Genomic DNA, 14,178 nt, shown 5'->3' with positions numbered 1-14,178 from the left:
GAAAGAGGAACAAGAAATGAGAGCGAGATATAAACCTTGGGCAGCGGAACTGATTGAAGCCCATCCGGAAATTTTGATCCCGGAACCGGCAACACTGAAAGGCAAATGGCAGGAGGAATTCGGCAATTCGAATCCTTTGCACATTGAAGCAGGCTCCGGCAAGGGCCGGTTCATAACGGGATTGGCGCTGGCCAATCCGGATATCAATTACATCGGCATTGAGCTGTTCGACAGTGTCATTGTCATGGCGCTTCAGACGGTGCTGGAACAGGAAGGCGGCATTCCAAACCTGCGTCTTCTGCGTGTGAACGCCCAGGAAATGGAAAGCTTTTTTGAAAAAAATGAAGTCGACCGCATGTATCTGAACTTTTCCGATCCCTGGCCGAAAACGCGGCACGCCAAACGGCGCCTGACGCATGAATCATTTTTGAGATTGTATGAAACGGTGCTCCCGAAAAATGGTGAGATCCATTTCAAAACGGATAATCGTGGCCTGTTCGAGTATTCACTGACCAGCATTTCGGAATATGGCATGCTGTTGAAAGACGTTTCACTGGATTTGCACGCCAATGAGCCGGAATGGAACATCATGACGGAATACGAAGAGAAGTTCATGAAGAAAGGCCAGCCGATTTACCGGATGGAAGCGCAGTACAACTCTTAATCAGAAGAAGGGGATGGCATGATGGATAAATTTGATTTTCACGAAATGACTTTGACCTGGCTCGACGGCGGCACCACGAATCTGGACGGCGGAACAATGTTCGGTGTGGTCCCGAAAGTGGTGTGGTCGAAGAAATATCCGGTGGACGAGAAAAATAACATCGAGTTGCCGACACATCCGATTCTGATTCAATTTGAAGGACACAATATTTTGGTCGACAGCGGACTGGGCGACGGCAAATTGACCGACCGCCAAATCCGTAATCTTGGTGTATCCGCCCAATCTTCAATGGATAAAGATTTGAAGGAGCTCGGACTTTCTGCCGGAGACATCGATACGGTATTGATGACGCATCTGCACGGAGACCATGCGGCCGGCTTGACGGAACGGCAAGGAGAAGAATACGTTTCGGCTTTTCCGAATGCGAAGATTTACGTATCGGCTGTCGAATGGAATGAAATGCAGCACCCGAATATCCGGTCCCGCAACACATACTGGAAAGAAAATTGGGAACCGATTCAGGGACAGGTGGAAACATTTGATGACGAGCTGACCCTGTTCGGGGCGATTACGATGATCCATACAGGCGGCCACTCGAATGGCCATTCCGTCATCAAGCTCCAAAGCGGCGGCGAAACGATTCTCCATATGGGCGATATCATGCCGACCCATGCACACAAGAATCCGTTGTGGGTATTGGCATACGATGATTACCCGATGGACTCGATCTACGCCAAAGAGCGGCTGATGAAAGAAGCGCTGGAAAACAATTATTATTTCTCGTTTTATCACGACGCGTATTACCGTTTGGTGAAATGGAGCAACGACGGAAAAGAGATCGTTGACTCATTGCAGTATAAAGAGAAGAATATTTGAGCTTGAAGGATGGCATCGCTGCGGCGGTGCTTTTTTTGTGGTCGAAAAAGGCTAAGCGCAACTAATTTCAATTTAACCGCAACTAAATGAAGGCTAACCGCAACTAAATTGCGAAATCGCGCAACTATAAATAAAATATCGGAAAATAATGGATTTATTATTTGGTGTTTTCTGCTGACCGCACCCCAAACCGGCCGACCCGCACCTCAAAACCTCCAAGCCGCACCCCAAATCAATCAAGCCGCACCCCAAACGCCTCAACCCGCACCTCGCGATTGGCAATCAGTAACTTACTTATATTTCCAAATGAAAAAACCGGCTTCTCAAGAGGAAACCGGCAGAAATAGAAGCTAATCATTAATTGAAAAATCATCACAACTCAAAATGTTCTTTAATCTTTCGGGCCACTCTATTCGCAGGGATGCCCGTATTGTTTATCCGCAAATAATTTTCCGCCCGGATTTCATCCGCATTGGAATTCAATCGGTATACTTTATGTGATTTCACCATTTCTTTTTCGGACGACACAGTATCTCTTTTCGTCGGTTTGTGCGCGAGGCGATTGGAGGTTTTATTGCGTTCGAGCCTTTCTCCGAGATCGGCTTCCAGTTCCACAAAGAAAACTTCTGCCCCTTGTTCTTCGAAAATTGCACAGGTCTTCTCCACGAAATCCCAATCTTCCTGTTGGTCGAATGCCCAAACATATGTAAAGATCATGCCGTACTTATTACTTCGTGCGAAAGAGGTGAAAATCTGTTCCCGAAACATCGTCGACAGCTTCCACATCTCGGGTTCGAACCCAAAAAACGGTTCGAGCAAATCAATAGTCATATGATTATGCAGTAATTTCAGCTCTGTGATTTCAGCCAATTCCTGCCCGACCGTCATTTTACCGACAGCCTGAGGTCCGAACAGCAGCACAAATTTCATAAACATCCGCCTTTTTTTTCAAAGAAATAAAAAACAGACAAACTCAAAACTAAATTTGTCTGCAGTTAAATATGATCTAGACTTTTGAGACTTCAACGACAGCGCCGGTAAAAGCGTCCGCCATGAATTCGAATTGCTCCAATTCGTCATCGCGTTGGCGAGTGATGCCGCCTTTGTAAACATCGGTTGTAACTGCGTGCTGCGTATAAGGCTCTGTTTTCATGTAAATCCATGAACCGTCGATCGGACCTTCTTCTTTAAACGAGTTCTTCACTTGCTTGAGTACTTCATCTGCCGGATAAAGCTTCTGGCTGCGGTCAACCATTTCTTTGACGACATAGGTTGCAGCCACGCCTGTGGCAAAGCCGATCAATAAATCCCGATTTTTCAATTAGATCCCTCCTATACTTACTGGCTAAATTGTACCATACATAATAAAAAAACAAGAAATGATAACAGCACGCAAAATGTGTTTCTTTCGTTCATCGAAATAAAAAAGTGGAAATAAACTGAAAAAAGCACTAAACTGGTAAGAGGCATTTTATTTTAGGAGGAAGTTGTATCATGAATAGTGAAACGAGAGAGTTATTTAAAACTTTGACGGAATTACCCGGAGCACCTGCCAACGAGCATGCAGTCCGCAAATTCATGAAAAAAGAGTTGGGATTGGTTTCCGATGAATTGATACAGGATAATCTAGGCAGTATTTTCGGCGTCAAGCACGGCGAAGGGGACGGCCCCCGCATCATGGTGGCGGGACATATGGACGAAGTCGGCTTTATGGTGACACAGATCACTGATAACGGCATGCTGCGCTTTCAACCGCTTGGCGGCTGGTGGAACCAGGTCATGCTGGCGACACGAGTGGAAATCATGGTGGGGGACAAAGCGATTCCTGGCGTCATCGGTTCGATTCCGCCGCATTTGCTGAGTGAGGAATTGCGCAGCAAACCGATGGAAATCAAGAACATGCTCATCGATATCGGAGCTGATGACAAGGAAGATGCGTTGTCGTTCGGCGTTCGGCCAGGACAGCAAATCATTCCCTACAGCCCGTTCACTCCCATGGCCAATGACAAGAAAATCATGGCCAAAGCCTGGGACAACCGCTACGGCTGCGGACTTGCAATCGAATTATTGCGCGAGTTGAAAGATGAAAAGCTGCCGAACGAACTGTTTTCAGGCGCGACGGTCATGGAAGAAATCGGACTGCGCGGTTCGATGACGGCTGCCAATATGATCAATCCGGACATTTTCTTTGCTCTTGATGCAAGCCCGGCGAATGACGCTGATGGCAATAAAAACGAATTCGGCCAATTGGGCAAGGGGACTCTCCTTCGCATCCTCGATAAGAGCATGGTCACCCACCGCGGCATGCGGGAATTCATTTTGGATACAGCTGAATCGAATAATATTCCTTACCAGTATTTTATATCGCAGGGCGGCACAGACGCCGGACGTGTGCATCAGGCTAACGAAGGGGTGCCAAGTTCCGTAATCGGAATCTGCTCCCGTTATATCCATACCTCTTCGTCAATCATCCACACTGACGATTATGCGGCTGCGAAAGAGTTATTGTTGAAGTTGGTCAGAGCAGCTGACCGTACAACAGTTGAAACAATAAAAAATAACGTATAAGGAGTGCCCTCGGGCACTTTTTTTAATAGGAGGCCAAATTATGGGCGTTTTGAAACTTGCTGTGGCATCGACAAATCCTGCGAAGATCAAAGCAGTGAGAGATTGTTGCGAAGAGCTCAGTATACATATGGAAATTATTGCAGCAGAAACAGCTTCCGGTGTCTCTGCCCAGCCGTTTTCAATTGCGGAAACAAGAAGGGGGGCCGTCAATAGGGCGTTGGCCGCCCTGGGGCACGATTTTGATCTGGCCATAGGGCTGGAAGGCGGGGTATATGAACTTGAGGGAACGATGTACCTGTGCAATTGGGGGGCCCTGGCAAGTTCAGACGGCAAAATTTATACGGCAGGCGGTGCCCAAATTCCGTTACCCGAGAAAATTGCACAGGAATTGAGAGCCGGCAATGAGCTCGGACCAGTCATGGACTGGTATGCAAACGGAACAGGGATACGCCATCATCAGGGCGCTGTTGGAATTTTGACCGATGGTTTGATGAATCGCGGCGATATGTTCGGACATATCGTGGCATTGCTGATCGGTCAATACCGGCTCGGCAGCGGTTGAGTTGCAAGTGCATCGAAACATCTTTAAAATAGGTATCAGCAAAGCAGGGGAGGAAGTCGCGTGAAACGGTCAGCTTTTATTGCAGGAACTGTGTTATCCATGATTTTATTAGCCGGATGCACGGGAACTCCTGAAGAACGATTGGCGGAAGGGCTTTCCGAGACCCGCACAGTTTTTGAAGAAGAGCCGCCGGAAACGAACGAAACCGCCGGAGAAACGGAACTGTATCTGCCTGGAGGCTATGACATCGAAGAGCCTACTGATGAAAACAATGTAATTATAACGCAGGGCAGTGATTCTTTTGTGCTGTTCATCAATCCGAATGAAGCTCCCGACAGCAAATTCTTTTACGACTTGCAAAAAGCAAATGAAGAACAGGAATGGGCTGCGGATGAGACTTTCGAACAGAATGGCCGGTTCGGCTTTTCGACTCTGAGAGCAATTGCGGATGACCGGTTTGAAGTGGTCGTCAGCGCAGGAGGGGTCAAAATGACCACTATTTCCGAACAGTCGGATGTTCCGGAAAATATGGAATGGATGATGAAAACAGTACGATCCATCGAAGAAGGAAATTGAGGTGAATTGATGATGAAAAAACTTGAATCTGTTGACCAGTTCAACGAATATAAAGACTCACACGATACAATATTCATGTTTACGGCCGGATGGTGTCCGGATTGCCGGGTCATCGATCCAATCATGCCGGATATAGAAAAGGCTTTTCCGAATTATTCTTTCCTGTCAGTAGACCGGGATGAGTTCATCGATCTTTGCATCGAAATGGATATATACGGCATACCGAGTTTTCTGGCTTTCAGCAAAGGGCATGAACTTGGCCGTTTTGTCAGCCGTGACCGAAAAACACCCGAAGAAATTGAAGCTTTTATCGCAGGATTGCAATCATAATATTACGACGGTTCGCCTGAGAAGGTCGAGCCGTTTATTTTTGACAGAGAGGAAGATCATTATGAATTCGACTCAATTGGTGAATCTTTTAAGAGAACGTTTGCCGAGCAAGAATCTGGAATGGCGCTACGATCGCGAAAATAACACAGCAAACATACGCCATATGCAAATCGGCAAAGGCCTGACGCTGGACCTGCCGAAAATTACAAGCCGCTACGAGACCAAGGGCGAAGAAGCGGTAAACGAAATAGTTTACACGATCAATGAAACGTTCAAAGCGATGGAACAGGAAGCAGCAGGCAATTTGCCGGGTGGCGAACACATCTATCCAGTCATCCGATCGACTTCGTTCCCAGTGGTGTCCAATGAGGGGAACCGCTTTATCACGACAGATCATACAGCGGAAACACGGATATTTTATGCGCTGGATACCGGTGCCACCTATCGCTTAATTGACGAAAATGTGTTAAATTCATTAAGTCTGACAGAAGACCAGCTCAAGGAACTGGCGAGATTCCAGGTCAAGAAACTGAAAACTGCAGTTAAGGAAGACCACGTTGCCGGAAACGTATTTTATTTCCTCAACGAAAATGATGGTTATGATGCATCACGAATTTTGAATGAAACGTTCCTGAAAGATATGAAAAAGAAAATTACCGGAGACATGACTGTATCGGTCCCGCACCAGGATGTATTGATCATTGGAGACATCCGGAACGAATCCGGCTATGATGTACTCGCGCAGATGGCGATGCATTTCTTCACCAATGGCAAAGTGCCGATTACGTCCCTGTCTTTCATTTACGAAGACGGCGAATTGGAACCGATTTTTATCCTGGCAAAAAATAGACCCGAAGAGGAGAACGATGAGAAATGAATGCATTTTATAATAAGCAGGGAATCGGTGATGTCTTGCTGGTTCAACTTCAAACAGCAACGCCGGAGAAGATCCACACGGAAGAAAATGGGGATGTCACACTCATTAAAGACGGCAGCGGTACAATTGCCGGCTTCAACCTTTTTAATGCTTCCCAATACATCAGCGCTCCGGAAACAGGTTCAATCGATGTCTCGGAACAATTGGTTACTGAACTGCAGAATTCCCTGGAAAAAAACGGCATTGATTTTATGCTCGAAGTCGATCTGACACCAAAATTCGTGGTGGGCTTCGTGGAATCGATGGAAAAACACCCGAATGCCGACAAACTGAATGTTTGCCAGGTCCAGGTCGGAACTGAAAAATTGCAGATTGTCTGCGGTGCACCGAATGTGGAAGCCGGCCAAAAAGTGGTTGTCGCAAAAGTCGGTGCCGTAATGCCTTCCGGTATGCTCATCAAAGATGCAGAACTTCGCGGAATTGCATCAAGCGGCATGATTTGTTCTGCCAAAGAATTGGCTTTGCCGGATGCGCCTGAGGAAAAGGGAATTTTGGTTTTGGAAGATGATAAAGAAATCGGATCAGCAATTGAAGTAAAGGCGTGACTTGTTATGAGCTGGGTTAAAAAAGTATGGAATCGAATGTTTACGGATGAAATTGAGGAAGAAGTTGAGCAGGAGATCGAAGCGCCTGTCGAGAACAGAAGCAGCAACGTGCCTTTCCGGTTCCCCCTGATTACAGATGAGGAAAGAGAAGTCTTTTTGAAAAAAGAACAGAGTGGCGAAAAAGTCACAATGGCTGAAGTAAGGGAAGAACTAATCCGCCGGCCTTTGACGACGGAACAGCAGCCCGTGCGGCGAGAAACCCGGCCGGATCCTGAGCCCCCTGTTTTCCAAAGGCAGGCGCCGCGCGCTCCTGTTCAGCGCAAACCACAGCCGCAGCCTGTAAAGGCGATACCGGAAGAGAGCAAGCCGGAACCTATCAAACGCCGCTTCGAACCGACAAGGGTGCCTTCCCCGATCCATGGGTTCAATGAGCGAAAAGCTACACCCATCGAAATCCTTTTGGAGCAGAAGGGATTGAATGAAGAGTTCCATGAAGCAGCTTCACCAGTACTGAAAAAAGCTGTTGAAATGGCCGCAGAAGACGCTAATGCGGCTGAAGCAAACGAGACGCTTGTGGAAGAACCGAAAGTTCCTCAAGATGAAAAACCGGCACAAACCGAGATTTCAGAAAAAACGGAAGAAATTCCGGCACAAGAGCTTCCAGTGCAGCCAAAAGAACCGGTCCACACTGAACAGCCGCAGGACGTTGAAAGTGCGGCATCCGTGGTTTCCGATGACACCAAACCGGTACATAGTGAAAAATCTGTGAAAACTGACCGGGACCAGGGCAGTGCTGCGGCCGGCACGGAGCGAAGAAAAGAGAAAACGGTTCCCTTTAACGTTTTGATGCTGAAATCGGATAAAGAAAAATCAAAAAAGCATAACGCCGGTCCGGTAAAACCGACATCCTTGCAAGCATTAAAGCCAGTACCGGCAACTGAACCGGCCAAAATATCCGATGAGCCCTCAGCATTCAAAGATCCAGAATCAGTTTCAGATCCGGAATCAGCTTCAGCAGAGGCAGTCTGCACTGAGGCAAAGCCTGCCGGAAGCTATGACCATCCGCATAACAACTTTCTTTTAGCACCGGAAAATGAACGCAAAGACGAGGAATGGATGGCTGAACAAGGCGATCGACTGGTGGAAGCCCTGTCGCACTTCCAGGTACAGGCAACAATTATAAGCATCGTTCAGGGACCTGCTGTTACTCAATTTGAAATGACTGTAGCCCAGGGAGTGAAAGTAAGCAAAATCCGGAATTTGGCGGACGACCTGAAATTGGCGCTCGCAGCCAAAGATATTCGCATACAGGCTCCGATCCCCGGAAAAAGCTCGATTGGCATAGAGATACCCAATCGGACATCCCGGCCTGTCAGAATTTCTGAAGTGATTGAAAGTCCGCAATTCCGGGATTCCGATTCTCCGTTGGAAGCCGCACTCGGACTCGACCTTACAGGAAAACCGGTAACGCTGGATTTGAGAAAAATGCCCCACGGCCTGATTGCAGGAGCGACCGGTTCAGGAAAATCGGTTTGCATCAATTCATTGCTTGTAAGCCTTCTTTACAAATCGTCGCCACAGGATCTGAAATTACTGCTGATCGATCCAAAAATGGTTGAACTGGCTCCTTACAATCACATTCCGCATTTGGTCAGTCCGGTAATAACGGACGTAAAAGCGGCTACGGCCTCATTGAAGTGGGCAGTATCCGAAATGGAGCGCCGCTATCAGCTGTTTGCCCACACAGGGGTCAGGGATATCGACCGCTATAATAAAACCGTCAAAGAAAAAGGCAATCCCGCACAGCATCTGCCTTATATCCTGATTGTCATCGATGAACTTGCAGATCTGATGATGATGTCGCCGTCTGATGTTGAAGATGCGATTTGCCGCATAGCACAAAAAGCGCGCGCCTGCGGCATCCATCTGGTCATTGCCACACAGCGGCCTTCTGTTGATGTCATAACCGGTCTGATCAAATCGAATATACCAACACGTATCGCGTTTTCTGTCTCATCCCAAGTGGACAGCCGGACGATCCTTGATTCGCAGGGCGCTGAGCGTTTACTGGGCAAAGGAGATATGCTTTACCTCGGCAACGGCATGTCTGCACCGAGCCGGATCCAGGGAACTTTTGTAACAGATGAAGAAATCGAGAAGATTATTGAACATGTCCGCAGCCAGGGCGAGCCTGAGTATTTTTTTAAAGAAGAAGAATTGATCAAGCAGGGCGGCGCGGGGGCCGAGCAGGATGACCTCTTCGAAGAAGCCTGCCGTTTCATCATGCAGCAGGGCAGTGCATCCACTTCTCTTCTGCAGCGGAAATTCCACATCGGCTACAACCGGGCGGCACGGCTGATGGACCTTATTGAAGAACATGGATTCATATCTGAGCAGAACGGCAGCAAAGCACGATCCGTATTAATCACTGAAGAGGATCTAACAGAAGTGTTCCAATAAAGGTTATGTTATTGCCTTAAATTTACGAAAATACTGCACGATAAAAAGAAGATGCAAGCGAACGTTTTTAGATCCAAATCGGCTATCCACCTCAAAACAGATGGAATAGACTACTTAAAACTTCCACAGGAGGTTCACTTATGACAGTTTTACATTTTACCGGCATCAAGGGCTCAGGCATGAGTCCGCTCGCTCAGATCATGCATGATATGGGGAACGAAGTGCAGGGTTCGGATATCGCCAAATATTTTTTCACTGAAGAACGTTTGCGGGAGCGGGGCATTTCCATTCTTCCGTTCAATCCGGAAAATATTACAGCTGATATGACCATCATTGCCGGCAACGCCTTTAATGACGAACATCCTGAACTTGTACGGGCACGAGAAATTGGCGCAACCATTATCCGCTACCATGAATTCCTTGGTGACCTGATGAAGAAATATGTTTCTGTCGCCATAACCGGTGCCCATGGCAAAACCTCGACTACCGGCCTTATGGCGCACGTTTTGAACGGCTATAAGCCTGTTTCATTTCTGATCGGGGACGGTACAGGATATGGCATGGAGGATTCACATTTCTTCGTTGTTGAAGCTTGTGAATATCGCCGACACTTCCTTGCCTATCATCCCGATTACGCTATTATGACAAATATCGATTTTGATCACCCGGATTATTTTTCCGGCGTCGATGATGTTTTTAAAGCGTTCGAAGAAATGGCGCAGCAAGTAAAAAAATGCATAATCGCCTGTGGAGATGATGAATATCTTCAGAAATTACAGGCTCCAGTGCCGATGGTTTATTACGGATTCGGTGAAGAGAATGATTTCCAGGCAAGAAATATCGTTAAAACTACCGAAGGCACAACTTTCGATGTGGTGATCCGCAACGAATTTTTCCATACATTCACCATTCCGATGTTCGGTGACCACACCATTCTGAATGCCCTGGCGGTGATATCGCTGTGCCATTATGAAAATATACCGGCTGATATCATCCAACAGCAATTCAGTGATTACGAAGGAGTCAAACGGCGATTTTCGCAAACCGATATCGGGGAGCGCATCCTTATTGACGATTATGCACATCATCCGACAGAAATCCGTGCGACTTTGCAATCAGCCCGCCAGAAGTTTCCTGAGCGTGAAGTGATTGCCATTTTCCAGCCGCACACATTTACGCGGACGCAGACATTCCTGCAGGAATTTGCTGATTGCCTGGCCGAAGCAGACCAGGTTTACCTTTGTGATATCTTTGGATCGGCCCGGGAAGAAGCCGGCACATTGACGATCCGTGATCTGGAAGAGAAGATACCGGCCAGCAAATTGATGCAGGTGGAAGATATAGCACAGCTCACGGAGCATAAAGACGGTGTTTTCTTGTTCATGGGAGCAGGGGATGTCACCAAATTTAAAGAGGCATTTGAAAATATGCTGAAGACAGAGGAAACAGTTTAACTTTCGGGTTAAACTGTTTTCTTCTTTTTGCAGGTCTTTTGCAAAGCTTTGGAGAATTAATGTAGAAGGCCTGTGTTTAGGCTCAGGCCTGCGAGGGTAGAAAAGTTATATAACAGAATGTAAAAGGAGGAATTTTCATGGATTGGCAAATACTGCTCTACATAGCCGCAATCGTGGCTGCTGTCGGATTCTTAATTCTATGCATAGCTCTTGCAGTGACGTTGAATTCGTTGAAAAACACATTAAAAGAAGTATCTGGAACTGTTTCGGGGCTCGAAAACCAATTGCAGGGTGTCACATTGGAGACCACAAATCTTCTGCATAAAACAAATGAGCTCGCAGAGGATATCCAGGTGAAGACTGAAAAGCTTAACGGTGTTGTTGATGCTGTTAAAGGTGTTGGCAATTCGGTGACTGATTTGAATGCTTCTGTTCGCCGCATTACAATGTCGATCGCTTCCCAGGCTGAACAAAATGAAGAAAAAATTGCACAGGTTGTGCAATGGAGCAACGTAGCTATGGGAATCCGCGACAAATGGAAAGCCCGCAAAGCATACAATACCCAGCAGACTGAAACATATCAGCCTGTACCGGGTCAGAAACAGCTTCCGCACAACGATCAGTACTGATTAAAGTACCATATACTAATTGGAGGAATGTAAAATGACTGAAAAAAATAATGAGTTCAACAAACCAAATTATAATGACTCGCAGTATAATCGGGACTATTATACGAATACGGGACAAAACTATCAGCAAAGTGATTACGTTCCCCAATCGTATGGCATGTCCAGCAGATATGACGACCTTTATGATTACGAAGAAGAGTCTGGCTCAGGCAGTTTCCTGATGGGCGCTCTTGTAGGAGTGGTTATCGGAGCTGCAGCTGCATTATTCCTTGCACCAAAATCGGGGAAAGAATTCCGTGGTGAATTGAATACCCAGGTATCCTCGTTGAAAGAAAAGACCCAAAGTTCAAATGGAGGTTCTGACAGCGAAGGCGGCTTAAAGCAGCAGCTTAAGGACCAGTCTTCTAAAGTTGTCGATAAAGTAAAAGGCATCAAAGGCGGCTCTTCACCGATGGATGACGGCACAGCCTCATCTGAAGGGGAAGAATCAATTGATATGCATGCGACGATCCAGAACACTGTCTATGAGTCGAATAAAGAAACTGAAACTGCGGGTGACGAGGCATTCACATCGACGGCCAACGCTTTGAAAGAGGCTGTAGAAGAAGTGAATGATGAAAAGAAATCCGGTTCAGGCTATTCGACGGGTTCAACAACCAAGGATGATGTAACAAGCAGCGGAGGTTCCACTACAGGCGCGAGTTCAGGAAACACTTCAAATACCAACAAGAACAAATCTGGAAACCAAAGCAAATCCGGTAACCAGGTCAATAAAAATAATTCCAATTCCAACAGCAATAAAAACAACTCAACGAAATAATTGGAGCGGATAAAATGAAAAATTTACTACGAGTACAGGATTTGGATGGTCTCAAGAAAGCCGTTGAAGGCACCCAAAGTTATTGGCTGTTCAAACACAGCAGCACATGCCCGGTTTCTGCGGCCGCCTGGAACGAATACAATGAATATTGTTCCCTGCATCCGAATCAGCTTTTTCTTTTTCTGGTAGTCCAGGAAGATAAAAAATTGGCGCAGGAAATTGCAGAAATCACACAGATTAAACATGAGTCACCCCAATTGATGCATTTCTCAAACATGCAAGTCGACTGGCATGCATCGCATAATAAAATTAAAAGCAAAGCAATGAAAGAATTTTTAGCTTAATGAAATGGCCGGAGCCCCAGTGCTCCGGTCTTTTTCAGGGGTTTTTACTTTAGCGCGTTGAATCGCTAAAACATTTTTCGTGACTTTGTTGAATCTTTTGCATATACTAGTCCTATCATGTTAAGATAAGTCACCGATTAAAGGTGATTTATGAAAGGGGAAATTAGGATGAGCAAGATGGATTTGGAACAGCTGAGAGAAAAAGTCGATGCAGTAAACCTGCAAATTCTGTCCCTGATAAACGACAGAGCTTCTGTTATACAGGAAATCGGAAAAATCAAGGAAAAGCAGGGGATGAACAGATATGACCCGCTGCGTGAGCGACATATGCTGAATTTGCTGAAAGATAATAATAACGGTCCCTTAGACCAAAAAACGGTTGATCATATATTCAAGGAAATTTTCAAGTCTGCTTTGGATATGCAGGAAGAAGATACGCGCAAAGCACTGCTTGTGTCGCGTAAAAACAAAGCGGAAGATACAATTATCGATATTAACGGTGAAAAGATCGGACAAGGCGAACCTTCATTCATATTTGGCCCTTGTGCAGTGGAATCCCAGGATCAGGTCATGAAAGTTGCAGAAGCAATTGGCGGCAAAGGCCTGAAAATGATTCGAGGCGGAGCTTACAAACCCCGCACATCACCATACGATTTCCAAGGATTGGGTCTTGAAGGTTTGAAACTGCTGAAGAAAGCCGCAGACCAGCACAATTTGGCGGTGGTTTCTGAAATCGTTACACCTCATCACTTGGAAGATGCACTCGAATACGTCGATGTAGTCCAGGTTGGCGCACGCAATATGCAGAACTTTGAATTGCTGAAAGCTGTCGGAAGCATCAACAAACCGGTTCTGCTGAAACGCGGCATGTCAGCTACTATTGAGGAATTCATCAATGCGGCTGAATACATCATCGCTTCAGGCAACAGCCAGATTATTCTTTGTGAGCGAGGCATTCGCACATATGAGAAAGCAACACGCAATACATTGGATATTTCAGCAGTGCCTATTCTTAAACAGGAAACGCATTTGCCGGTATTCGTTGATGTAACACATTCTACTGGACGCCGCGACCTTCTCTTGCCGGCTGCCAAAGCGGCAATCGCCATCGGAGCTGACGGGGTTATGGCAGAAGTCCACCCGGACCCGGCAGTAGCCTTATCAGATGCACAGCAACAGATGAATCTTCAGCAATTCGATGAATACTACGATTCATTGATGAAATTCATGAAGCAGTATGAGATGAAAATGTAACTCCAAGAGCCGGGTGAAAACCCGGCTTTTGTTTTTTGGTGTGCCCGGCATGGGCGTAATCTATAGGGTGCGAGTCCCGAACTGTGAAGGCAGAAGTAACAGTTAGCCAAGCGCAAGGGTGTCTACGGCGACGTGGAATCTGAAGGAAGCGGGCGGCAA

At 46.5% G+C, this 14,178-nt stretch carries 16 protein-coding genes; 14 read left to right on the top strand and 2 right to left on the bottom strand.

Annotation, left to right across the window (positions count from 1 at the left end; all coding sequences use genetic code 11):
- Window positions 1–16: 16 nt before the first annotated feature.
- Together trmB and DIJ65_RS12400 are read left to right on the top strand one after the other, a co-directional pair.
- The gene (gene trmB / locus DIJ65_RS12405; protein WP_071152182.1) at window positions 17–664 is read left to right on the top strand and encodes a tRNA (guanosine(46)-N7)-methyltransferase TrmB; all 648 of its coding nucleotides are present in this window, start codon (window positions 17–19) and stop codon (window positions 662–664) included.
- 21 nt (window positions 665–685) lie between these two features.
- Window positions 686–1,540, top strand: coding sequence for a YtnP family quorum-quenching lactonase (locus DIJ65_RS12400; RefSeq protein WP_071152183.1), 855 nt, complete (start codon window positions 686–688; stop codon window positions 1,538–1,540).
- 372 nt (window positions 1,541–1,912) lie between these two features.
- Here the strand turns inward: DIJ65_RS12400 and DIJ65_RS12395 are convergent, their stop codons facing one another.
- Both DIJ65_RS12395 and DIJ65_RS12390 read right to left on the bottom strand, forming a co-directional pair.
- Window positions 1,913–2,470: an AAA family ATPase gene (locus tag DIJ65_RS12395; protein WP_117302776.1), complete on the bottom strand. Its 558-nt coding sequence runs from the start codon at window positions 2,468–2,470 to the stop codon at window positions 1,913–1,915.
- 76 nt (window positions 2,471–2,546) lie between these two features.
- On the bottom strand, window positions 2,547–2,861 hold the full coding sequence (locus DIJ65_RS12390) for a hypothetical protein (RefSeq protein ID WP_117302774.1): 315 nt from the start codon (window positions 2,859–2,861) through the stop codon (window positions 2,547–2,549).
- A gap of 173 nt (window positions 2,862–3,034) precedes the next feature.
- Between DIJ65_RS12390 and DIJ65_RS12385 the strand changes: the two genes are divergently transcribed.
- From DIJ65_RS12385 to DIJ65_RS12330, 12 genes are all read left to right on the top strand, one after another.
- Complete coding sequence (locus DIJ65_RS12385; RefSeq protein WP_117302773.1) at window positions 3,035–4,108, top strand: M42 family metallopeptidase; 1,074 nt, start codon at window positions 3,035–3,037, stop codon at window positions 4,106–4,108.
- A gap of 40 nt (window positions 4,109–4,148) precedes the next feature.
- Complete coding sequence (locus tag DIJ65_RS12380) at window positions 4,149–4,670, top strand: DUF84 family protein (RefSeq protein ID WP_117302771.1); 522 nt, start codon at window positions 4,149–4,151, stop codon at window positions 4,668–4,670.
- Between the two features lie 60 nt (window positions 4,671–4,730).
- The gene (locus DIJ65_RS12375) at window positions 4,731–5,246 is read left to right on the top strand and encodes a hypothetical protein (protein WP_117302770.1); all 516 of its coding nucleotides are present in this window, start codon (window positions 4,731–4,733) and stop codon (window positions 5,244–5,246) included.
- A gap of 12 nt (window positions 5,247–5,258) precedes the next feature.
- Window positions 5,259–5,576 (top strand): thioredoxin family protein, encoded by a 318-nt coding sequence (locus DIJ65_RS12370; RefSeq protein ID WP_117302822.1) that lies wholly within the window; start codon window positions 5,259–5,261, stop codon window positions 5,574–5,576.
- Between the two features lie 61 nt (window positions 5,577–5,637).
- Window positions 5,638–6,453 carry a DUF1444 family protein gene (locus tag DIJ65_RS12365; protein WP_117302768.1) on the top strand — a complete coding sequence of 272 codons (816 nt, stop codon included), beginning with the start codon at window positions 5,638–5,640 and terminating at the stop codon, window positions 6,451–6,453.
- Complete coding sequence (gene ytpR, locus DIJ65_RS12360; protein WP_117302766.1) at window positions 6,450–7,058, top strand: YtpR family tRNA-binding protein; 609 nt, start codon at window positions 6,450–6,452, stop codon at window positions 7,056–7,058. The genes DIJ65_RS12365 and ytpR overlap by 4 nt, the downstream gene beginning before the upstream one ends.
- 6 nt (window positions 7,059–7,064) lie before the next feature.
- Window positions 7,065–9,518 (top strand): DNA translocase FtsK, encoded by a 2,454-nt coding sequence (locus tag DIJ65_RS12355; RefSeq protein WP_117302765.1) that lies wholly within the window; start codon window positions 7,065–7,067, stop codon window positions 9,516–9,518.
- A gap of 140 nt (window positions 9,519–9,658) precedes the next feature.
- The gene (murC, locus tag DIJ65_RS12350; protein WP_071151791.1) at window positions 9,659–10,972 is read left to right on the top strand and encodes a UDP-N-acetylmuramate--L-alanine ligase; all 1,314 of its coding nucleotides are present in this window, start codon (window positions 9,659–9,661) and stop codon (window positions 10,970–10,972) included.
- Window positions 10,973–11,109: 137 nt separating this feature from the next.
- A complete protein-coding gene (locus DIJ65_RS12345; RefSeq protein WP_071151790.1) occupies window positions 11,110–11,601 on the top strand; it encodes a DUF948 domain-containing protein in 492 nt (163 codons plus the stop codon).
- Window positions 11,602–11,635: 34 nt separating this feature from the next.
- A complete protein-coding gene (locus DIJ65_RS12340; protein ID WP_117302763.1) occupies window positions 11,636–12,421 on the top strand; it encodes a YtxH domain-containing protein in 786 nt (261 codons plus the stop codon).
- A gap of 14 nt (window positions 12,422–12,435) precedes the next feature.
- Window positions 12,436–12,765 (top strand): bacillithiol system redox-active protein YtxJ, encoded by a 330-nt coding sequence (gene ytxJ, locus DIJ65_RS12335; RefSeq protein WP_117302761.1) that lies wholly within the window; start codon window positions 12,436–12,438, stop codon window positions 12,763–12,765.
- Window positions 12,766–12,933: 168 nt separating this feature from the next.
- Window positions 12,934–14,019, top strand: coding sequence for a bifunctional 3-deoxy-7-phosphoheptulonate synthase/chorismate mutase (locus tag DIJ65_RS12330; protein ID WP_071151789.1), 1,086 nt, complete (start codon window positions 12,934–12,936; stop codon window positions 14,017–14,019).
- The last annotated feature ends 159 nt before the right edge of the window (window positions 14,020–14,178 follow it).

The sequence above is a fragment of the Planococcus salinarum genome (assembly GCF_007004625.1).
Taxonomy (GTDB): domain Bacteria; phylum Bacillota; class Bacilli; order Bacillales_A; family Planococcaceae; genus Planococcus; species Planococcus salinarum.
This window is presented reverse-complemented; position numbering and strand designations above follow the sequence as displayed.